This window comes from Pleomorphochaeta sp., from assembly GCF_050031695.1.
GTDB lineage: Bacteria > Spirochaetota > Spirochaetia > Sphaerochaetales > Sphaerochaetaceae > Pleomorphochaeta.
Genome location: NZ_JBNAIC010000012.1, coordinates 37,772 through 59,358, shown reverse-complemented (window position 1 = coordinate 59,358; position 21,587 = coordinate 37,772). Strand labels below are relative to the sequence as shown.

The 21,587-nt window shown below is 29.8% G+C and carries 18 protein-coding genes; 6 read left to right on the top strand and 12 right to left on the bottom strand.

Annotation, left to right across the window (positions count from 1 at the left end; genetic code table 11):
• Positions 1–442: 442 nt before the first annotated feature.
• Positions 443–1,423 (bottom strand): GNAT family N-acetyltransferase, encoded by a 981-nt coding sequence (locus ACPKM0_RS01735; protein WP_472473071.1) that lies wholly within the window; start codon positions 1,421–1,423, stop codon positions 443–445.
• 199 nt (positions 1,424–1,622) lie between these two features.
• Here ACPKM0_RS01735 and eno point away from each other — a divergent pair, with 199 nt between their 5' ends.
• Positions 1,623–2,918: a phosphopyruvate hydratase gene (eno, locus tag ACPKM0_RS01730; protein ID WP_472473070.1), complete on the top strand. Its 1,296-nt coding sequence runs from the start codon at positions 1,623–1,625 to the stop codon at positions 2,916–2,918.
• 75 nt (positions 2,919–2,993) lie between these two features.
• Here eno and ACPKM0_RS01725 read toward each other — a convergent pair whose 3' ends face one another.
• The 11 genes from ACPKM0_RS01725 to ACPKM0_RS01675 form a co-directional block, all read right to left on the bottom strand.
• Positions 2,994–4,037: a calcium/sodium antiporter gene (locus tag ACPKM0_RS01725; RefSeq protein ID WP_472473069.1), complete on the bottom strand. Its 1,044-nt coding sequence runs from the start codon at positions 4,035–4,037 to the stop codon at positions 2,994–2,996.
• Positions 4,038–4,085: 48 nt separating this feature from the next.
• Positions 4,086–4,706, bottom strand: a complete 621-nt coding sequence (locus ACPKM0_RS01720) for a regulatory protein RecX (protein ID WP_472473068.1) — start codon at positions 4,704–4,706, stop codon at positions 4,086–4,088.
• Between the two features lie 9 nt (positions 4,707–4,715).
• The gene (gene rpsI / locus ACPKM0_RS01715; protein WP_472473067.1) at positions 4,716–5,126 is read right to left on the bottom strand and encodes a 30S ribosomal protein S9; all 411 of its coding nucleotides are present in this window, start codon (positions 5,124–5,126) and stop codon (positions 4,716–4,718) included.
• A 12-nt stretch (positions 5,127–5,138) separates the two neighbouring features.
• Positions 5,139–5,567, bottom strand: coding sequence for a 50S ribosomal protein L13 (gene rplM, locus ACPKM0_RS01710; protein WP_472473066.1), 429 nt, complete (start codon positions 5,565–5,567; stop codon positions 5,139–5,141).
• 494 nt (positions 5,568–6,061) lie between these two features.
• Positions 6,062–8,347, bottom strand: coding sequence for an ATP-dependent helicase (locus ACPKM0_RS01705; protein WP_472473065.1), 2,286 nt, complete (start codon positions 8,345–8,347; stop codon positions 6,062–6,064).
• A complete protein-coding gene (gene rimO, locus ACPKM0_RS01700; RefSeq protein WP_472473064.1) occupies positions 8,337–9,683 on the bottom strand; it encodes a 30S ribosomal protein S12 methylthiotransferase RimO in 1,347 nt (448 codons plus the stop codon). The genes ACPKM0_RS01705 and rimO overlap by 11 nt, the downstream gene beginning before the upstream one ends.
• 87 nt (positions 9,684–9,770) lie before the next feature.
• Positions 9,771–10,841, bottom strand: a complete 1,071-nt coding sequence (locus ACPKM0_RS01695) for an ABC transporter ATP-binding protein (protein WP_472473063.1) — start codon at positions 10,839–10,841, stop codon at positions 9,771–9,773.
• The gene (locus ACPKM0_RS01690) at positions 10,834–11,880 is read right to left on the bottom strand and encodes an ABC transporter ATP-binding protein (protein ID WP_472473062.1); all 1,047 of its coding nucleotides are present in this window, start codon (positions 11,878–11,880) and stop codon (positions 10,834–10,836) included. The genes ACPKM0_RS01695 and ACPKM0_RS01690 overlap by 8 nt, the downstream gene beginning before the upstream one ends.
• Positions 11,881–11,894: 14 nt before the next feature.
• On the bottom strand, positions 11,895–13,493 hold the full coding sequence (locus ACPKM0_RS01685; RefSeq protein WP_472473061.1) for an ABC transporter permease: 1,599 nt from the start codon (positions 13,491–13,493) through the stop codon (positions 11,895–11,897).
• A 22-nt stretch (positions 13,494–13,515) separates the two neighbouring features.
• Positions 13,516–14,442, bottom strand: a complete 927-nt coding sequence (gene oppB / locus ACPKM0_RS01680; protein ID WP_472473060.1) for an oligopeptide ABC transporter permease OppB — start codon at positions 14,440–14,442, stop codon at positions 13,516–13,518.
• A gap of 269 nt (positions 14,443–14,711) precedes the next feature.
• Positions 14,712–15,284 (bottom strand): hypothetical protein, encoded by a 573-nt coding sequence (locus ACPKM0_RS01675; protein ID WP_472473059.1) that lies wholly within the window; start codon positions 15,282–15,284, stop codon positions 14,712–14,714.
• Between the two features lie 191 nt (positions 15,285–15,475).
• Between ACPKM0_RS01675 and ACPKM0_RS01670 the strand changes: the two genes are divergently transcribed.
• The 5 genes from ACPKM0_RS01670 (at position 15,476) to ACPKM0_RS01650 (ending at position 21,575) form a co-directional block, all read left to right on the top strand.
• A complete protein-coding gene (locus tag ACPKM0_RS01670; protein WP_472473058.1) occupies positions 15,476–17,176 on the top strand; it encodes a peptide ABC transporter substrate-binding protein in 1,701 nt (566 codons plus the stop codon).
• Between the two features lie 88 nt (positions 17,177–17,264).
• Positions 17,265–18,521, top strand: a complete 1,257-nt coding sequence (aroA, locus tag ACPKM0_RS01665) for a 3-phosphoshikimate 1-carboxyvinyltransferase (protein ID WP_472473057.1) — start codon at positions 17,265–17,267, stop codon at positions 18,519–18,521.
• Positions 18,522–19,529, top strand: coding sequence for a threonine aldolase family protein (locus tag ACPKM0_RS01660; protein WP_472473056.1), 1,008 nt, complete (start codon positions 18,522–18,524; stop codon positions 19,527–19,529). It abuts the gene before it with no gap.
• Between the two features lie 12 nt (positions 19,530–19,541).
• A complete protein-coding gene (locus ACPKM0_RS01655; protein WP_472473055.1) occupies positions 19,542–20,318 on the top strand; it encodes an EFR1 family ferrodoxin in 777 nt (258 codons plus the stop codon).
• 3 nt (positions 20,319–20,321) lie between these two features.
• On the top strand, positions 20,322–21,575 hold the full coding sequence (locus tag ACPKM0_RS01650; RefSeq protein ID WP_472473054.1) for a MalY/PatB family protein: 1,254 nt from the start codon (positions 20,322–20,324) through the stop codon (positions 21,573–21,575).
• Positions 21,576–21,587: the final 12 nt, after the last annotated feature.

Genomic DNA, 21,587 nt, shown 5'->3' with positions numbered 1-21,587 from the left:
CCAAAATCTAAATTAGCTGTATCAAAATCTGCTAATGTGTGTGAAAATGTTGCTGTACCAGAAAAATCTGCAAACAACATACTTGTTCCTATAATACCTGTTAATAATAAAGCAGAAAACTTTTTCATACTTCCTCCAAATAGTTTCGGGAGCGTGACCAAAGTCACACGAAAATCCCTTTTATTTCCATATATATATTTTGGATTGTAACAAGGGTAAACTTATATGTCAAGAAAAAAAAACACATTTAAGACACTCAAATACACATAACTCCATACTTCTAAATTGAACTACATATTGCTTTTTGATATACTATAGGTGCATATTTTACACTAAAAGAATAAAAAAAATAAAACCAAATTTCTAAGAAATTTGGCTATAAAATTAATTGAAAATTATCAATATTTATACAATTTTATTAAATTTTTATAAGAAAAAACCTTTAAACTTCTACTAATTCACTTGAGTTTTTATCCATATTCCAACTATTTATATCAATAATGGAATAGCCAAAATCACAAACAAAATCATTTTTATTCAGATTTAAATCGTAATTGGATAAGCTTTTGCCTTTAAAAAACACAACTTTATTATACTTTTTCCGACTTAATTCTCTCATTAATTTATCCATCATTAATGTAAAAAGACCAAGCCCTCTATATTCCTCATATATACCATAAGAAGTTATTTCCACACTTGAAGAATCAAGTTCTTCCCATTTAATAAAACCTACTAAATTATCTTCTAAGTTATAAGCTAATAAGTAGTTCGGTTTAACAATAATTTCTTCTCTTCTGTTTACTATCAATTTTTCAAAAAAATCAAGTTCATTAATAATAGTAGACTGTATTTCAGCGATATTTTTTTCAACATTTTTATCTATTTTTGTAGAAAAAACAAAATCACTAATTAATAAATCATTTGGAAGTTCTTCAAACTCTTCATCCATATTATTAAGGTTTATATAACCTTCACATTCTTTATACCAATTAATTACAATAGCTTTCATATATTTAGACTTAAAATCTAACCACTGTCTTTCAATTATAGGATTTTCTTTTAAAACTTGTTTAAACTTCTTAAAAACACCACGGCCTGTATGAAATACATGATTAAGTGTTTTTTTATATACTGGATTTTTCATATCCTTAATAAACTGTTCTCTTATTTTAAAACCTTCTATTGATCCCCATGGTGGTAGTGCTAAAAATCTATCTTTATTATTCTTTATAACTAAAGTGACTAAATTATCTGATTTTTTATTTTCCCTAACTATCACTGAATCATTAATATTAACAACTTCAACGACCTCTGCATTTTCTAAATCCAAATACCCAATAGATCCTTGGTTTTCCATTGAAAAAATAATATTTTTGAGCAGATATGAATTCAATACTGGTAGTTTATAATAGGTTTTTTCCATAGTTTACTCCTTGTTACATCATACTTTAGAATTGAAAATTTGAGAAGAAATTTAAATAAAAATAAAAAAAAAGATAAAAATATATCATTAAGGCCTTTTTTTCTTTTCCTTATTTATAGATAATAGGTTTAAAGCTTGACAATTAATCAAAAAATTAAGATATTTTAAACACGATATAAAAAATATCAGGAGTAAAATCATGAGTATTATTGAATCAATTGAAGCAAGGGAAATCCTTGACTCACGCGGCAACCCAACAGTAGAGGTTGATGTTATTTTAGAAAGCGGTTTTATGGGTCGTGCAGCAGTACCTTCTGGTGCTTCTACAGGTGTTCACGAAGCTGTTGAATTACGTGATGGTGATAAAAGCCGTTTCTTAGGTAAAGGTGTTTTAAAAGCTGTAGATAATGTTAACAACATTATTGCTCCAGAAATCGAAGGTATGGATGCTCTTAATCAAGTTGCTATCGACCAAGCAATGATTGCTCTAGATGGTACCCCAAACAAAGGTAAATTAGGCGCAAACGCAATCTTAGGTGTTTCAATGGCAGTAGCTCGTGCAGCAGCTGATTACTTAGACAGACCTTTATTCGCTTACTTAGGTGCTTATCATGCATGTACATTACCTGTTCCAATGGCAAACATTATCAACGGTGGTGCTCACAGTGATAACAAAGTTGACTTCCAAGAATTTATGGTAATGCCAATTGGTGCTGATTCTATTAGAGAAGCAGTTAGAATGACAGCAGAAGTATTCCACAACTTAAAGACTGTATTAAAAGGTCGTGGTTATAATACTAGTGTTGGTGATGAAGGTGGTTTTGCACCAGATCTTAAATCTAACGAAGAAGCTTTAGAAGTTATCATGGAAGCTATTAAACTTGCTGGTTACACAGCTGGTCGTGAAGGCGACTTCATGATTGCTTTAGACCCTGCTTCATCTGAATTATATAACAAAGAAACAAAATTATATGAACTAAGATGGTCAACTGGTGATAAACTAACTAGTGAACAAATGGTTGATATGTGGGAAGACTGGGCAACTCGTTACCCTATCATTTCTATCGAAGACGGTATGGATGAAGATGACTGGGAAGGTTGGAAAATGTTAACTGAAAGAATTGGTGATAGAGTTCAATTAGTTGGTGACGACTTATTTGTAACAAACACTGAAAGATTAGCAACAGGTCTTGAAAAAGGTGTTGCAAACTCAATTCTTATCAAAGTAAACCAAATCGGTACTTTAACAGAAACTTTCGAAGCTATTGATTTAGCACAAAGAAACGGTTATACAGCTATTGTTTCTCACCGTTCTGGTGAAACAGAAGACAGCTTCATTGCTGACTTAGTAGTAGCTTTAGAAACTGGACAAATCAAAACTGGTTCAATGAGCCGTTCTGACAGATTAGCTAAATACAATCAATTAATGAGAACAGAAGATTACTTAGGTGATTCAGCTAAATATGCTGGTCGTAAAGCATTCCGCGTTCTATAGTATTAATTAATACAAAAAAAGTCCTCCAACTATGTTTTTCATAACTGGAGGATTTTTTATTTTGTTTATATTTTATTATATTGCTACGGAATAACTTAATATAGTAACAAGTAAATATGCAGATAATAATATAGTACCTACTACTCTATTTAATTTCTCTTTTGAAAATTCAATTGCTAACTTACATGTAATTAATACGAATAACATTGCAGGGAATAACAATTTAAAGAAGTTAACATCAACGAATAATCCACCTTTAGTAACTGAAGCTGCAGCACCTACTACAAATAATACATTTAGGATATCAGCACCTAAAACATTACCTATTGCTAAATCACCATAGCCTTTTCTTGTTGCAGTTACTGCTGTAATCAATTCTGGAAGACTTGTGCCAAAAGCTACTAAAGTAGCAGCAATGATTGTTTCAGGAATATGTAATCTAACTGCAGTTTCTTGAACAGTTGGAATTAATACTTTTGAAGATAAAATAACTAAAGTAATACCTATAAATAATTTTACAAATACCATAGCAGTAGAAGATTGATCAACTTCAAGGTTTTCACCACCATCTTCAACCTTTCCTTTTCTTGCTAGTCTTATTGTATTATATATATATAGTACTAAAATAACTAAAAATACCCATCCCATAAATTGAGGGATTCTCCCTCCAGTAGAGAAAGAGTTCATTCCTCTACCAAAAATAAAAGCTGTTAAAACTAATAACATACCGGCTGCAAATTGTAACCAACTTTGTCTATTCACTACTTCTTTTTTAAAAGGAAGTGGATTTATTAGTGCAGCAACACCTAAAATAAGACCTGTATCACAAATTATAGATCCAACAGCATTTCCCAGAGCTAAATCAGGAGAACCTTGAAGTGCTGAAACAACAGATACTGTAACCTCTGGTAATGTAGTTCCTAAGCTTACAATAGTTGCTCCTATTAACATCTTAGGGACACCCCATTTATAAGATAAAGTAACAGCTTCATCTACTAACATATCTGCACCTTTACCGAGTGTTCCTAAAGAAACTGCAATAATTGCAAATAGAATAAACATTCCAAGTGCTCCACTTGGTACCATATTAACTATATGTAAAATTAATTCATCAATCATAATATAGCTATATTAATTAATTAATAAAAAAAAGGCTATTAGATATTTTTAATTTTTATCAAAATAAATTTCAAAAGAATCTTTTATTATTGAATAGGAAAATCCTTTATTTTGTAGCTTATAAGAAAGTTCTTTTTTTTCTAACTTTTTATTTCTTCTACTAATTTTCATTATTGCTTTAACACAAGCATTAATTTCCATTTCTAAGTCAATTAAGTCATCATATATTTCATTTGAAAAAGAAGAGGAGATTCCTTTACTTTGTAATTTTTGTAAAACTAAATACTTTCCATCTCCATTTCTATTTTTAGAAATAATAAAAGATTCACAAAATCTCTCTTCACTTAAATAATTATTCTTAACTAAATAATTAAGAGTATTTTCTATAGAATTTTTACTAAATTTTCTTTGAGCTAATTTAGCTTTTAATTCTAGTTTTGTATGTTCACGTCTAGCTAATAAATCTAGACCTTTTTTTCTACATAAATATAATTCATTTAAATTTTGTAGAATAATATACATTTCTTCATCTACATCATCTTCTTCACTATAAAAAGGAAGGTTAAATTCTAATAATATTTTTTTGGGCACAAAAAAAGGAGAGCATCCTTTTGAAAGTACATAAATACCTTCTGGATTTTCTCTCCTTGTAATTTTTGCATAACGCATAATAATATATTAACGTTTGCTGAATTGGAATTTGCGACGAGCACCTCTTTGACCGAATTTTTTTCTTTCGACCATACGTGCATCACGAGTCATATATCCATTTGAATGTAATACTGAGCGGTAAGCTTCGTCATTATCACATAAAGCACGTGCAATACCATGACGGCAAGCACCAGCTTGACCTGATACACCACCACCATTACATGTAATAATAATATCAAATTTATCAGCAGTTTCTGTAACGCTTAAAGGTTGTCTTACAATATTTACTAATAATGGATTTGCAAAATATGTATCTGCATCTTTACCATTAACAGTGATTGCACCATTACCTTCTCTTAAATAAACACGTGCTACAGAAGTTTTTCTTCTACCTAAACCAGAACCTAGGTTTACTTTTTTTGTATCATTTTTAGCCATTTATACGCTCCCTTATAGTTCAACCGCAATTGGGTTTTGAGCCTTATGAGGATGATCAGCACCTGCATAGACCTTCATGTTTCTGAAAAGACTACGTCCTAAAGGACCTTTTGGTAGCATACCTTTTACAGCGTGTTCCATTGGGAACTCTGGTCTTCTTTGTAACATATCTTGATAACTTGTAGCTCTAAATCCACCAGGGAAGTTAGAGTGGCTATAGTACATTTTATCAGTAAATTTCTTACCTGACATTGTAACTTTTGTTGCATTAACAATAATTACATAATCACCCATATCTTGGTGAGGTACATATTCAGGTTTATTTTTTCCACGTAAAATACGTGCTGCAGTAACTGCAACGCTACCTAAATCTTTTCCAGCAGCATCGATTACGTACCATTTTTTTTCCATTGTTTGTGGTTTAACAAAAATAGTTTTCATGTTTTTATACCCTATTATTAAGAGAATTTATCTCTTTTATTTTATTTATTGGCAAAATACCAATTATTATTGACAGAAAAAAGCATATTAAAAAAAGATTTTATTATGAATATTATTTTTAATATAATCCCTAGGAAAGGTCGGGTATTAAGGATTACAGATTCCTACATCTAATTTAAAAATATCTAATATATAAAACATTTTCATACCAATTAAATATCAATATTAAACTATTTGTGACAATTAAATTGAGAGGTTCAACTATCATTTCATAATTTAAAAAAGAAATTTAACACAAAATAAATATTATTCACCCTATTTATCTTGCTGCTCTATTTTTTATGTCAAAAAACTTCATTTTTTGTACGTATTATATTAACATACGCAACTTTTAAATTTTTATCATAAAGTTGCACTTTTTGTCTAGTATATCACACACATTTTTTTATCTATTTATTTCTTAGATATGTATTTATTTAAAAATAAGTATTTTTTTATAGCTCATCATAGATTTTTTCTAATTTTGCAAATTTACTTACAAATTTGGCATCTATCCCATTATCGAATTTTACACCTATAATTTCTCTATCATTTTTAATAATTGTGCTTATAACCCAACCTTTGCCTTTTTCTTCACTATATACTCTATCTCCCACTTGATATTGAGCTTCCACACTATCATTAGATTCTTCTTTTTCAAATTTAAACTTCTTAGCTTTAGGGCTAAAACCTTTGTGTATCAAATTAGAAGTGTCATTATTATATGTATTATTATAGTTATTCCTATTTTGTTTTCTTCTAAAAGAGAGAGCACTATCACTAAATATATCTAAATCTTCTTTATATTTTATAGGTTTGTTACCAACTTCTTTAATTAATTCATCATCAATTTCATCTAAAAATCTTGAAGGAGTTCTATTATACTCAGTTTGTCCCCATGTCTTTCTAGAGGATGCACTAAAAAAATATAATCTATTTCTTGCTCTAGTTGCTGAAACGTAAAAAAGTCTTCTCTCTTCTTCTACATTTTCATCTTCTTCAACACTCTTCTTACTAGGAAATAAGCCTTCTTCTAAACCAACAACATATACATCATCAAATTCTAAACCTTTTGTATTGTGCATAGTAATCAAAGAAACACCGTCTTTTTTATCTTTTTCCTCTTTTTCATCAGAGACTACTGTTGTTCTATCTAAAGTACTATCTACTAAAAATTTCTGTAACCCTTCAAGTGAAGATTTATAGGATTCAATAATATTAATCAAATTCCCTAAATTTTCAACTTTAAAAGTATCTTTATTAGCATCCTGCTTTTTATAATATTCGATTAATCCAACATCTTCTAATAATGTCTTTACACCTTCTGACAAGTTTCCTTTAGATATTATTTCAAATGCTTTTTCCATATATGCAATAAAATTTTTTGCACCTGTAGTACATTTTGCTGATAACATCTTTCTTTCTATAGCTAGATTGATAGCATCGAAAACATCGCCTTTTGTCTCTAAAGATAAAGCTTCAATTTTATTTATGCTAGTTTTACCAATTCCACGTGGTGGCTTATTTATCATTCTTCTAAAATTTACAATATCTTTAGAATTAAAGAATAATTGTAATAAAGCAATAGCATCTTTTACTTCTTCTCTATCATAGAACTTTAAAGCACCTATTAATTTATAAGGAATTGCTTTACGTCTTAATAAAGTTTCAAATGTTTGTGATTGTGCATTTGTTCTATATAGAATAGCACTATTATTATAATTTTTATTTCTTTGAATTAATTTAACAACTTTATCAGCTTCTTCATTTTCATCACTTACATAATATATTTTCGGTTTCTCACCTTCAAAATTATTAGTAAATAAATTTTTATTATGACGAGATTTATTATTTTTAATAACACTTGATGCAACATTGAGTATAGAAACGGTTGATCTATAATTTTCATTTAAAGTAATTGTTTTCGAACCGTTAAAAACCTCTGGAAATGATAAAATATTTTTTATCTCGGCTCCTCTAAATTTATATATACTTTGATCATCATCACCAACAACACAAACTTGTGTGTTAGGACCAACTAAAGTATGTAGTAAATTAAACTGTGCAACATTAGAATCTTGATACTCATCAACTAATATTACTTTAAACCTATGCCTTACAAAATTTAAAACTTCAGAATTAGTATTTAAAAGTTTTGTTGGAATAGAAATCAAATCAGCAAAGTCTACATTTCCAACACTTCTAAGTTTATTCTCATATTCGACAAAAGCTCTTTTAAAAAAGGTATCACGAGATATTATATCTAAGTTATCGTTAGGTGTTAATCCCATATCTTTTGCCCTACTTATTCTTTTATAGGTTAAAGATAATTCATTTTTAGGCATACTAGGATAAATCCCCTTCAACAAAGAGAGAGAATCATTATCATCATATATAGTAAAAGAAGAAGCTAAATTAGCTTCTTTAGTAAAACGTCTTAATAACCAAACTCCAAAAGAGTGAAACGTTCTGATATTAAATTCACTCTCTTTATTATAAGGAAGCATTTCTAATACTCTATCTTTCATCTCTTTTGCAGCTTTATTAGTAAAGGTTACAGCTAAAATATTCCAAGGATTAATACCCAGCTCTTCAATACAATATGCTATTTTGGTAGTGATAACACGAGTTTTACCACTACCTGCACCAGCTAATACAAGTAATGGATGTGAATTTTCTAATACAGCTTCTTTTTGCTCTTTATTTAACTTATCAATCCATACTTGTACATTATTCATCATCAGAACCTACCACAATTGCATCTAAATCAACACCATTTACTTTTCTAATACCAACTTTTATTACAGTTCCTGGAACTAAATCTCTTCCCATAATAACTGTTAAACCATCAACTTCTGGTGCTTGTGAATATATTCTACCTATGGCTAAATCTTCACCTTTAATCTTTTCTTCAATTAAAGCGTCATAAACATTTCCAACAAATTTTTCTAAGTTTTCACTTGTTATTTTTTCTTGAATTGCTTCTAATCTCTTTTGATCTTTTTTAGCTCTTTCAATAACTTTTTCATGAGATTCAGCATCAATCATATCAAAAGCTTTAGTATCCTCTTCTCTACTGTAGACAAAAGAACCCATCCAATCAAAACGACATTTTTTTGCAAATGCTAATAATTCTTCAACATCTTCTTCAGTTTCACCAGGGAATCCTAACATAAGTGTTGTTCTAATTACTGCATCAGGTAAACTTTCTCTAATTTTAGTAATTAAATTATAATAACTTTCACTTGTTCCAACTCTACCCATTTTTCTCAAGATAGGAGTAGCAGCATGTTGGAAAGGTACATCAAAATAAGGAAGAACTTTATCACTATTTTTAATAAAATCTATCAACTCTAATGGGAAAGCATCTGGGTGAATATATAATAATCTTATTTTATAATCTCCCTCAATTTCACAGATTTCTTCTAATAAAGACATAAACTGTGACTTATTACTTATATCAGTACCATAAGCTGCTAAATCTTGAGCTATTATATTTATCTCCCTAGTTCCACCTTTAACAAGTTTTCTAGCTTCATCTAATATTTGATTTCTACTCCTAGATCTAAGAGGACCTCTAATTACAGGAATTGCACAAAATGCACATCTGTGATTACAGCCTTCACTTAATTTTAGATAAGCAGCACCAGGATAATTTAAAATAGTACTTCTATTATAATAATCATCTTCAGGATTAGTTGGATATTCAGGTGATAAAATAACTTGAGAATCACTTTCTAACATTTCATCTACTAAGGAGCCAATTTGTTTTAGGTCTCTATTACCAAAAATACCATCTGCTTCAGGTAAATCTAATACATCACTATATCTTTGTGCTAAACAACCACCTAATATAATTTTAGCTTTTGGAGCCATTTCTCTTAAACTAAATAGAGAATTAATTGCTTCTTCTTTTGCACTTTCAATAAATCCACAAGTGTTTATAAAAACAATATCGCCTTCTTTTGCATCAAAGACTTGTTCAAATCCTTTATTCTTCAATAAATCTATAATCACTTCTGCATCAACTTGGTTTTTTGAACAACCTAAGCTTTCTATATAAAATTTTTTACTCATTATTACTTTCCTAAAAATATTGCCAACGGCTCCTCCATTATAAGGTGTCATTGGCAATGTTAGTCAATAAGGTATCAGTAGCTATAACTATTCTTTGTTATGTTCTGCATCAGCTTTAGCAGCTTCAGCACTAATCTTTGAATAATCAGTTTCATCGTATAACCAACAAGCTACTTTATGATCATTTCCTAAATCAAATGTTGGTGGAACATGACATGTACACCATGGCATTCTCTTTGGACATCTTGCTTGGAAATAACAACCTTCTTGTTTTTTATCAGGAGATGGAACATCACCTGTTAATATAATTCTTTGTCTTTTTCTTTCAATTTCAGGATCTGGAATTGGTGCAGCAGATAATAATGCTTGAGTATAAGGGTGAGCAGGATTATCATATAAATCTTTTGCATTTGCTAATTCAACAATTTTTCCTAAGTACATAACAGCAACTCTTGTAGAAATGTGTTGAATAACAGCCAAATCGTGAGCAATGAAAATATATGTTAAATTTAATTCTTTTTGTAAATCATTTAACAAGTTTAAAATTTGAGCTTGAATAGATACATCAAGAGCAGATACAGGTTCATCAGCTAGAATGATTCTAGGATTTAAAGCTAGTGCTCTTGCAATACCAATTCTTTGTCTCTGACCACCTGAGAATTCATGTGGGTATCTATTTTTAAAGGCTTTATTTAAACCAACTCTTTCCATTAATTGTTCAACTTTATCTTCAATCTCTAGACTAGTTAATTTAGTTTCTAATAAACCTCTTTTATTATATATTTCTAAAGGTTCACTAATAATTGTTCTAACAGTCATTCTTGGATCTAAAGAAGCATAAGGATCTTGGAAAATCATTTGAATATTACGTCTTGCTAAAGCTAAATCTTTTTCACTAGCATTACATAAATCTTTACCATCAAATAATACTTCACCAGCTGTTGGTCTATATAATTGTGCAATTGATCTAACTGTTGTTGATTTACCACAACCTGATTCACCAACAATTCCTAATGTTTCACCTTCTCTTACATCAAAAGATATGCCATCAACAGCCCTAATTGAACCAATAGTTTTGTTTAATATACCACCAGATTTAACAGGAAAATGTTGTTTTAGATCTTTAACTTCTAAAAGTACTTTATTATCTTTACTCATTATTTTCATTCTCCTTTGCAGCATCAGCTAAAGCTTTTGCGACTTCTTCTTCACTAGCATATAACCAACAATTTGCATAATGGTCTTCACTTATTTTATAAGTTGGAGGTAATGCGCATTTACATACTTCCATTGCTTTATGACAACGAGGATGGAATGGACAACATGGAGGTAAATCAATTACGTTAGGTGGTTGCCCTTCAATTGAGAATAATTTAGTTTGTTTATTCTCTGTATCCATTCTTGGAACACTTTGAATTAAACCACTTGTATAAGGGTGTGCTGGATTTTTGTATAATTCTTCAGTATATGCTTCTTCAACAACTTTACCAGCATACATAACACATACTTTATCACACATACCTGCAACAACACCTAAGTCGTGAGTAATTAATATAACAGCAGTTCCAAAATCTTTACTAATATCTTGAATTAATTCAAGAATTTGAGCTTGTATAGTAACATCAAGAGCAGTAGTAGGTTCATCAGCAATTAATACATCAGCATTACACGATAAAGCCATAGCAATCATTACTCTTTGTCTCATACCACCTGAAAATTGGTGAGGATAAGCATCAATTCTTTTTTCAGCAGCAGGAATACCTACTTTTTCAAGCATTTCTATAGATCTTTTTTTTGCTTCTTCTTTTGAAACATCTTTTTCGTGCAAACGAATTGTTTCAATCATTTGAGTAGAAATCCTTAAAAAAGGATTTAAGCTAGTCATAGGATCTTGGAATATCATTGAAATTTTATTACCACGAATAGTTCTTAATTCTGATTCAGGTAAATCTAAAATATTTTGACCTTCAAATAAAACTTCACCACCAACAATCTTTCCAGGAGGAGATGGGATCAATTTCATAATTGAAAGGTTCGTTACACTTTTACCACAACCAGATTCACCTACTATACCAACTGTTTCACCCTTATCAACAGTGAAGGAAACACCGTTAACAGCTTTAACAATACCAGCATCAGTTTTAAAGTGAGTCTGTAAATTTTTTACTTCCAACATTGGTTGTTTTTTATCTTTCATTTTTATTTCATCTCCTAAAGCTGGTTCTTACTTTGTGGGTCGAACGCATCACGAAGACCATCACCAAAGAAGTTCATTGCAAATAAGAATAATGTCATTGCAATTGATGGGAAAATTAATCTCCAAGGATAAATTGTCATACTAGCTACACCATTACTAATCATTGATCCCCAAGAAGCCATTGGAGCTTGAACACCAAGACCTAAGAAGGACAAGAATGATTCTTGCATGATAAAAGCAGGAACTCTAAGAGTTGAATAAACAATGATAATTGATAATGAGTTTGGAATCATATGTTTAAAAATAATCCTCCATGTTTTAGCACCCATCGATCTAGCCGCTTCAACATATTCACTATTTTTCAAACTCATTATTTGACCTCTAACCATACGAGCAATTGTTAACCAAGAAACAATACCTAAAGCTATAAACAAGTTAAAGATAGAACGCCCAAATATTGCCATAAAAATAATAACTATCAACATATAAGGTAGACCATACATAACATCAACTATTCTCATAATAATATAGTCTGTTTTACCGCCAACATATCCAGCTAGTGCACCTAAAACAATACCAATAAATACACTAAATAAAGTACCTACTAGACCAATCATTATAGATATTTGACCACCGTAAATTATTCTACTCAATAAATCTCTACCACTATAATCAGTACCTAATAAATAATGTCTTTCATGAACTTTTGAAGATTCAATAGAAATATTTAAATCATGAAGAGTTAATTCTGTTTCATATGGGAATTCTAAATTACCACTTTCATTTTCTTTTTCTAATTCTTTAGTTACTTCTTTTAATAAATAAGCATTAATTTTACCGTATAAATTATTAACAACGTTTTCTTCATATTCTGCAGAACCCATTTTTTCAATTTCTTTATTTATTAAAGCTGTTTTATCTTCATCGGATAGAGCTTTTTTAACATCAGCATCCATTTCAATAGTATTAAAAACAAAAGCACTCATTTCTTTTTCAGTTTGAGCAGTAATTAATGAAAGATCTTCTATACCTAAAATACCTGCATAAATTTCAGTTAATGAACTACTATCTGATTTAAGTAAATCATTACCATCTTTATATATTTTATTAATTGTTACAAATAATTCTTCATCAATATTTTTTTGTAACTTATCAAGACTTTTTTGTTCACTTGCACTCCAAGTAAATGTACCTGCAGCTAATTGTTTTTCACCTTCTTCTAAACAAAGATTCCAAACACTATTAGTTTTACTATCTTCAATCCATTCATTAATTAATGCAGATTGTTCATCAGTTAATACTAAAGTACCATTTTTCCATGCCTTGAAATATAAGTCTTTCTTCTTATTTTGCATCATTAATTCACCAGCACTTTTATTAAATGAAGGTTCTAAATTTTGATGATCAAGAATAATTTCATCATATGGATGTAAAGGTAATAATGGAGCAAATGCTGAAAGTAAAGCATAAATAATAACAATAATCATACCGAGAACTGCCATCTTATTTTTTCTTAATCTTTTCCAAGCATCTTTAGTTAAACTATTTCCAACTACAACTTGATCGAATTCGTTAGTTGCGGAATTTTCTATATTTTTTTTATCTTTTTTCATTTTCTATTAAATTCCTTATATATTAGTAAGCGATTCTAGGATCAAGTAAAGCATAAACAATATCAACAATAAAGTTCATAATTACCAAGATTACTGAGAATACAATAACTACACCAATAATTAATGTATAGTCACGGTTAAAAGAACTTTGAACGAAGAATTTACCAATACCAGGTACACGGAAAACTTGTTCAATAACGATAGATCCAGTAATAACACCAGCAAATGCAGGTCCTAAATAACTTACAATAGGGAGCATTGCGCCTTTCATAGCATGTTTAAAAATAATTGTACTGTTTTTCATACCCTTTGCTTTAGCAGTTCTAATATAGTCACTCTTTAGAGTATCTAACATTGAAGAACGAGTTAATCTTGCAATAGTTGCAAAATATGCAAATGATAAAGAAAGAGCTGGAAGTACGATAGTTGAATAACCTTCTCCTGTACTATACCAACCGGATATAGGGAACCAATTGAGTTTCATTGCAAAAACTAGCTGCAACAACGGCCCTATTACGAATAGGGGTATCGATATCCCCAAGACGGCTATACCCATCGTCAGATAATCAATCCATGAATTTTGATATACTGCGGCTAATATTCCGAACAGTATACCAAACGTCAATGCAATTAAGATAGCAATAGATCCTAACACTGCTGAATTTGGTAATGATGTAAAAATGTAATAATTAACATCATTATCTACATACTTATAAGAAGGACCTAAATCCCCTCTAACTACATCAAATAGATATCTTGCATATTGTTTTAATACAGGTTCATCTAAATGATATTTAGCCTCAATGTTTGCTAAAACTTCTTCTGGCAAAGCTCTTTCGCCATCAAAAGGGCCACCAGGAGCGATTCTAACAATAAAGAAACTTAAAGTAATAATGATAAGCAAAGTAGGAATCATACCTATTAAACGTTTAATAATATATTTTGTCATATTCTTCCTCTATTTGTGAATTTTATTCACTAAAATACCATAAATGATATTTATGCATCTTTGACAGACTAAAGAACTTTACTCTAAATTACAAGTTTATTCAAGAAATATATACACATTTATGTATATTTCTAACTACTTTTACATTAACTAAATTCTATCTAGATAAGAAATAACATTTTATTTTATGAAATGAAACTTTTAAAATACACATAACTTTACTAAAGTTTAATAAAAAAATATCTAATAAAAATTATAACAAATATACACTAACCTTTAAATTTGTTTATATCTCTCAATCCTACATCAAGGTCTAAATCACGCTCTCTATCTTTAGTTAAAGGAACATTTAAAGCAGAACTAAATAGAACAGCAGCTCTCTCACAAGTACCACCACTTTTTTTCTCATCTATAATTTCAACATCAACTTTTTCATCATTTTTAAAAACTAAAGAAAATCTTACTTGAGCTCTATAAGCTCTACCTTTTTTCTTATATTCAGCATTTTCATCAAAGCTTCCTTTGACAAAATGAGTAATAGCAACTTTTCTTATTTCATTAACTTCATATTTTTTTATAGATAAAAATGGAAACACACCAAATTCATATTGAATTTGAACTGACTCTTTATCAATTACCCATCTATCAATAAATAAAACTCCGATTAATGCAACTATATCTAAAACAAAGGGAATAATTAATGTTGAAATTGATTGATTTAACAAAAGCGAATCTATTATACCCCAAGTAAAGAAAAGAAAAAAAAGCAAACTAACAGTTCTCGAAACCATACTATTTCTATATATCAATTTTGTATTTAAATTCTTTAAATGATATTTCATATTAAACCTCTCTTATGTAATAATAATAACATATATGTAACACAAATAACACAATTGGATGTTTTTTACTTTTTCTACTTGACGTAATCAATAATACATCGTTTACTATTCTATATATATTATGCTATAATATAATTATTAATATTTTAAAAGAATAGAGAATATTTAACAAATCTACAAGGAGATAATCTATGAAAAAGACATTATCTATTACTCTTAGCTTATTGCTATTAGCTACTGTATTAGTCTCTTGTGGTGGCAAAGAAGAACCTGCTGCTACTACAACTCCTGCTGCAGCTACTACTGAAAAAACCGTAGAAACTAAAGCAACAGAACCTGCAAAAGTTGAAGAACCTAAAACCGAAGCACCTGCTGTTGTTGAAGATGAAGGCGTAAAATTCGTTATATCTAATGGTGCAGAACCTCAATCATTAGACCCAGCAAAAGTTCAAGGTGTTCCTGAACACAGAATTTTAATGGCATTATTTGAAGGTTTAACATCTATCGATCCTATGACTGCAGACCCTATTCCTGGCTTAGCAGAATCTTGGGAATCAAACGAAGATGGCACACAATATACATTCCATTTAAGAGATGCAGTTTGGTCTGATGGCGTAGCTATCACAGCAAACGATGTAGTTTATTCTTGGTTAAGAGAATTAGATCCTGCAACAGCTTCACCTTATGCATGGTTCCCATGTATGTTCTTAGAAGGTGCTCAAGCATATAACGATGGTACTGGTTCTGCTGAAGGCGTTGGCATCAGAGCTCTTGATGACAAAACATTCCAAATGGACTTAATTGGACCTCTTCCTTATGCAATTGGTGCACTAGAACATTATTCATTCGCTATAGTTCCTCAACATGCTATTGAAATGTATGGTGACCAATGGACACAACCTGAAAACTTCGTAGGTAATGGACCTTTCACATTAAAAGAAAGAATCCCTCAATCAAAAATCGTATGTGTTCCTAACGAATTATATTGGGATGCAGATGCAGTTAAAATTGATACTTTAGTATTCTTATCATCAGATGATGAAAACACTAACTATATCGATTATGAAGCTGGTACAATTGATTGGTTAACAAACGTTCCAACAGACAAATTAGGTTCAGCTCAAATGAAGAGTTCTTATAAAGCTTCTCCTCAATTAGCAACTTATTACTATGTATTCCAAACAGTAAAAGCTCCTTTTGATAACGTAAACTTAAGAAAAGCTCTTCAATATGCTATCGATCGTGAAGCATTAGTTGAAGGTGTTACTAAATCTGGTCAAATTCCTGCTTGGGGTATTGTACCTCCAATGGCTGGCTATGATGCTCTTGAATTCCCTTTTGAAGATGATGACGAAGCAACTGAAATTGCACAAGAATTCTTAGCTGCTGCTGGATATCCTAATGGTGTTGGTTGTCCTACAATCACTCTTCTTTACAATACAAGTGAAGGTCACAAACAAATTGCTGAATTCGTTCAACAAGAATTAAAAGAAAAATTAAACATTGATATCGTTCTTGAAAATAAAGAATGGGGAACATACCTATCAGACAGAAATGCTGGTGCTTTCGAATTATCAAGAGCTGGTTGGGTAGGTGATTACCAAGATCCTAACACATTCTTAGATATGTTTGTTCAAGGTTCTGCTATGAATGGTGGTAGATATACTAGTGATATTTATGACCTATTAATCAAAGAAGCAGCAACAATTGCTGATCCTGTTGATAGATTAGGAACTCTAAAAACTGCTGAAGACATCATGATTAATGAAGACGCAGCAATTATGCCTCTATATTACTACATCACTCTTAATATGATTGATACAGAAGTATGGGGTGGTTGGTATACAAATACTATGGATTACCATCCATTAAAGACTATCTACAAAAAATAATAAATATTTATTATAAATTTTATCACTCCTCATTATTGGGGAGTGATTTTTTATAGACTTATATTTTTATTTAGTTTATATTTTTTTTATGGAAAAAATTATAGAACCTTCAAAAATAACAGGAATAGTAACAATTCCTAGCTCAAAAAGCCAAACTATAAGAGCATTATTAATTGCTACTTTTGCAAAAGGTAAAAGCATTATAAACAATGCCCTATTATCAAACGACACAATAAGTTGCATTAATGCATGTAGAGCATTAGGAACTAAGATAGAAATTGATAAAAATAAATTAACTATAGATTCAACAAATCTTTTAGAAGACAAAAATCCTATTACTATTGATTGCGATAACAGTGGAACTACTCTTTATTTGCTTTTAGGTTTATGTGCATCTCTTGAAAAAGAAATTACCTTTACTGGTGATAATTCATTAAAAAGTAGACCAGTAGGCCCCTTATTAAAAGCTTATAAAGATTTAGGATGCTATGTAAGTGATACAAATTACCCACCATTTACTATAAAAGGACCTATAACAAAATCAAAAACGATAATTGATTGTCCAACCTCTCAATATCTTTCTTCACTATTATTTGCTTCAGTATTAGCAAAAACTGATGTTGAAATTATAACTCCTCTATTATATGAAAAACCTTATGTTGAATTAACACTAGATTGGTTAAAAGAACAAAATATTTCTTACGAAATTTCTGAAGATTTACAACATTCTAAAGTAAAAGGAAACCAATCTTTTAAAACTATAAATGCTACAATAAATGGAGATTATTCTAGTGCAACATTCTTTTTTGCTCTTGCTGCAATTGGGAAAACAACTATAAATATCCTTGGACTTAACAAAGATGATTCTCAAGGAGATAAGCATACTTTAGATATATTAGCGAAAATGGGTTGTAAAATAGAATGGATAAAAAATGGAGTTAAAATCACAGGACCTAAACAATTAAAAGGTGGTACTTTTTCTCTTAATTCTATGCCAGATGCTCTTCCAGCTTTATGCGTAGTTGCAGCTTTTAGTAATGAAAAAGTAGTATTCAATGATGTTCCTCAAGCAAGATTAAAAGAAACGGATAGAATTGATACTATGAATAAAAATTTAAATAAACTAGGTGTTAGAACTAAAGAATTACCTGATGGAATTGAAATATATGGAACAGGGGCTATTATTGGAGCTAAAGTTAAAGGATATGAAGATCATAGAATAATTATGTCTATGGCCATTGCAGGGTTATACTCTACCTCTCCAATTATCATTGATGATATTGATGCAGTTGGTGTAACTTTCCCTACATTTTTTGAATTAATTGAACAATTAAAGGTTAAATAAATGAAAATTCTAGATTTACGAAGTGATACGATAACAAAACCAACTAAAGCAATGAGAAAAGCTATTTATGAAGCTGAAGTTGGTGATGATGTATATGGTGAAGACCCTAGTATAAATAAATTGCAAAATATGGCGGCATCTATTACAAATAAAGAAGATTCTTTATTTGTAACATCAGGATCTATGGGAAATTTACTTTCATTAATGATTAATGGTGGAGCTAGTACAGAAGTATTATGTGCAGCAAATTCTCACATAGTTCAACATGAAATCGGTGCATGTAGTGCAATAGCTTCTGTTTTACCAATTACAATTGATAAAAAATTTGGAATCTTAGACGCTTCTGATTTTGAACCTTTAATTAAAGAAAATGGTATATATGATATGGCAAGAACAAGTATCTTAGAAGTTGAAAACACTATTGGAGGCGAACCATATCCTATTTCTAATCTTCAAAGGATAAGACAACTTGCGGATCAAAAAAACTTAAAAGTTCATATGGATGGTGCTAGAGTATTCAATGCTAGTGTAGCTCAAAAAATCAGTGTTAGTGAAATTGCAAAATATAGTGATACAATTACATTTTGTTTATCAAAAGGCTTAGGAGCTCCAATCGGTTCAATGCTTTGTGGTACAAAAGAATTTATTAATGAAGCAAAAAGATTTAGAAAAATGCTAGGAAGTGGGATGCGTCAAATTGGGTTTATGGCTGCTGCTGGTATTTATGCTTTAGAAAACAATGTTAATAGATTAGAAATTGATCATGAAAGAGCAAAAAATATAGAAAAAACATTAAGAAATAATGAAAATATAATTATTCATGGTAACACTTCAACAAATATCGTATTTTTTAATGAAAAAAACACATTAGCTTCTGAAACTATTAAAAAGCTAAAAACTAATAATATTCTAGCAAATACTGAAGGCCCTTATGTACGTCTTGTTACTAATCTTAATTTAGACAATAATGATATGGTAGAACTAATAGAAAAATTAAAAACATTATAAAGTAGGATATAGATGAAAGATAAGATTATATGCTTTTCAGGTACCGGAAACAGCTATTATGTAGCAAAAAAAATAGCAGAATTTCAAAATCATGATAATATAGTTATGGTAAATGAACTTGAAAAAAATTTTGAATTACCTGAAAGATTAGGCTTTATTTTCCCAGTTTATGTGAGTAGAGAACCTATTTTTATAGAAAATAAAATCAGAGAGGTTTTTTCTCAAATAAAAGATTTTAAGAAACTTCAATTTGTATATGTGATTACTACAGCAGGTACTAATTCTTATGGATTCAGTCATATTAGATTTGAAAAAATGCTAAAAGACTTTGGAGTTGCTACCACATATGTAAATAACATTAAAATGCCAAACAATCTAATAAACCCTATATCACAAGAAAAAGCTAAAGAATTATATATTGAAGCTGATAAAAAATTAGAAATAATAAATAATGATTTATTAGAAGAAAAATTCAAATTTCCAAAATTTAGAATTTTTACAAGAACTTTTAGCAATATAACTTACTTATTTATTAAATATTTTACCCGCCATTATAGTGAAAACTTTGTAGTAAATGATGATTGTAACGGATGTGGGTTATGTTATGAAAGTTGCCCAGCAAACAATATAACAATGGAAAATGGCAAACCTGTTTTTCATGACAATTGTTATGCTTGCACAGCTTGTATCAATAACTGTCCAAAACAAGCAATAGATAAAAAAAATAAGAAAAAAATAAAATATACAAATCCAAACGGTTATTTTTATCATAAATATAGGAGTTTATAATTCATGAAATACGATTTTGATAATTTAGCAAATAGAAAAGATACAGCTTGTATAAAGTGGAATAAAAAATTCTTGAATATGTTTTGTGGAAATGAAGAAGCTACACCTTATTGGGTTGCTGACATGGAATATAAGGCTGCTCCAGAAATAACAGAAGCAGCTAAAAATTTAGTTAATTATGAAACTTATGGATATTCAGCATATTCTGATATTAAACAAATTTTTATGAACTTTGCAAAAAAACGTCATAATTTAAATCTTAAAGAATCTCAAATTTCATTTTGCCAAGGTGTTTTAAATGCTTTAGCATCTATGCTTAACATAGTTTGTGAAAAAAAAGATAAAGTAATAGTTCCTTTTCCAGCTTACAAACCTTTTGTTAATATTGTTAATGCAAATGGTTATGAAGTTCTTCCTTGGAAGCTAATTAGAACAAAAGATTCTTTTGAATTTGACTTTTCAACCTTTGAAAATTTATGTAAGGAAGCAAAAGTATTTATTTTATGCTCCCCACACAATCCAAGTTCTAAAGTTTATTCTAAAGAAACATTATCTAAAATTTGTGATATCGCAAATAAATATGATGTTTTTGTAATCAGCGATGAAATTCATGCTGATTTAGTATTTAAAAACAAAGAATTTACTTCTTTCATCGAAGTAGCAAAAGAAAAAAACACAAAAACCATGGTTGCTATGGCACCTTCTAAAACATTTAATATCGCAGGAGAGTTTTTTTCAGTTTCACTTTTTAATGATTTAGAATTAAAAAAGAAATTTGATGATTATAGAGAAGCTCTTCATTGTAGCTCCTCTCCTTACTTTTCTACAACAATTGCAAGAGAAGCCTACCTTAAAGGATATCCTTGGCTAATGGAGGCTATTGAAGTATTAGAAAGAAATGCTAGACATATAGAAAAATATATGGAACAGAACATTAAATTCATAAAACCTATCAAAGCCGAAGCTTCATTTATCTGCTTTTGGGACTGTAATGAGTTATTGCCATATATTGAAAAAGATGCTAAAGATAATCCTAGTCTATATAATATTAACAAATCATCTCAAACAGGAATTGCTTCAATGTTCTTTGCAAATAGAGCAGGAATTTGCTTAAATGATGGGACTTGGTTTGGTGATGAAGAATATAAAGGTTATGTTAGATTCAATTATGGAACAAGTTTAAGTGATATTGATTCAGCTCTATTAAAAATAAAGAATGCTGTAGAAAATCTTGTTAATCAATATTCAAATAAATAATTAAAGAGGAGA

Bases quoted from the DNA above. Each gene is read 5' to 3' on its own strand.
- ACPKM0_RS01735 (WP_472473071.1), bottom strand. From the start codon at position 1,423: ATGGAAAAAACCTATTATAAACTACCAGTATTGAATTCATATCTGCTC.
- eno (WP_472473070.1), top strand. From the start codon at position 1,623: ATGAGTATTATTGAATCAATTGAAGCAAGGGAAATCCTTGACTCACGC.
- ACPKM0_RS01725 (WP_472473069.1), bottom strand. From the start codon at position 4,037: ATGATTGATGAATTAATTTTACATATAGTTAATATGGTACCAAGTGGA.
- ACPKM0_RS01720 (WP_472473068.1), bottom strand. From the start codon at position 4,706: ATGCGTTATGCAAAAATTACAAGGAGAGAAAATCCAGAAGGTATTTAT.
- rpsI (WP_472473067.1), bottom strand. From the start codon at position 5,126: ATGGCTAAAAATGATACAAAAAAAGTAAACCTAGGTTCTGGTTTAGGT.
- rplM (WP_472473066.1), bottom strand. From the start codon at position 5,567: ATGAAAACTATTTTTGTTAAACCACAAACAATGGAAAAAAAATGGTAC.
- ACPKM0_RS01705 (WP_472473065.1), bottom strand. From the start codon at position 8,347: ATGATGAATAATGTACAAGTATGGATTGATAAGTTAAATAAAGAGCAA.
- rimO (WP_472473064.1), bottom strand. From the start codon at position 9,683: ATGAGTAAAAAATTTTATATAGAAAGCTTAGGTTGTTCAAAAAACCAA.
- ACPKM0_RS01695 (WP_472473063.1), bottom strand. From the start codon at position 10,841: ATGAGTAAAGATAATAAAGTACTTTTAGAAGTTAAAGATCTAAAACAA.
- ACPKM0_RS01690 (WP_472473062.1), bottom strand. From the start codon at position 11,880: ATGAAAGATAAAAAACAACCAATGTTGGAAGTAAAAAATTTACAGACT.
- ACPKM0_RS01685 (WP_472473061.1), bottom strand. From the start codon at position 13,493: ATGAAAAAAGATAAAAAAAATATAGAAAATTCCGCAACTAACGAATTC.
- oppB (WP_472473060.1), bottom strand. From the start codon at position 14,442: ATGACAAAATATATTATTAAACGTTTAATAGGTATGATTCCTACTTTG.
- ACPKM0_RS01675 (WP_472473059.1), bottom strand. From the start codon at position 15,284: ATGAAATATCATTTAAAGAATTTAAATACAAAATTGATATATAGAAAT.
- ACPKM0_RS01670 (WP_472473058.1), top strand. From the start codon at position 15,476: ATGAAAAAGACATTATCTATTACTCTTAGCTTATTGCTATTAGCTACT.
- aroA (WP_472473057.1), top strand. From the start codon at position 17,265: ATGGAAAAAATTATAGAACCTTCAAAAATAACAGGAATAGTAACAATT.
- ACPKM0_RS01660 (WP_472473056.1), top strand. From the start codon at position 18,522: ATGAAAATTCTAGATTTACGAAGTGATACGATAACAAAACCAACTAAA.
- ACPKM0_RS01655 (WP_472473055.1), top strand. From the start codon at position 19,542: ATGAAAGATAAGATTATATGCTTTTCAGGTACCGGAAACAGCTATTAT.
- ACPKM0_RS01650 (WP_472473054.1), top strand. From the start codon at position 20,322: ATGAAATACGATTTTGATAATTTAGCAAATAGAAAAGATACAGCTTGT.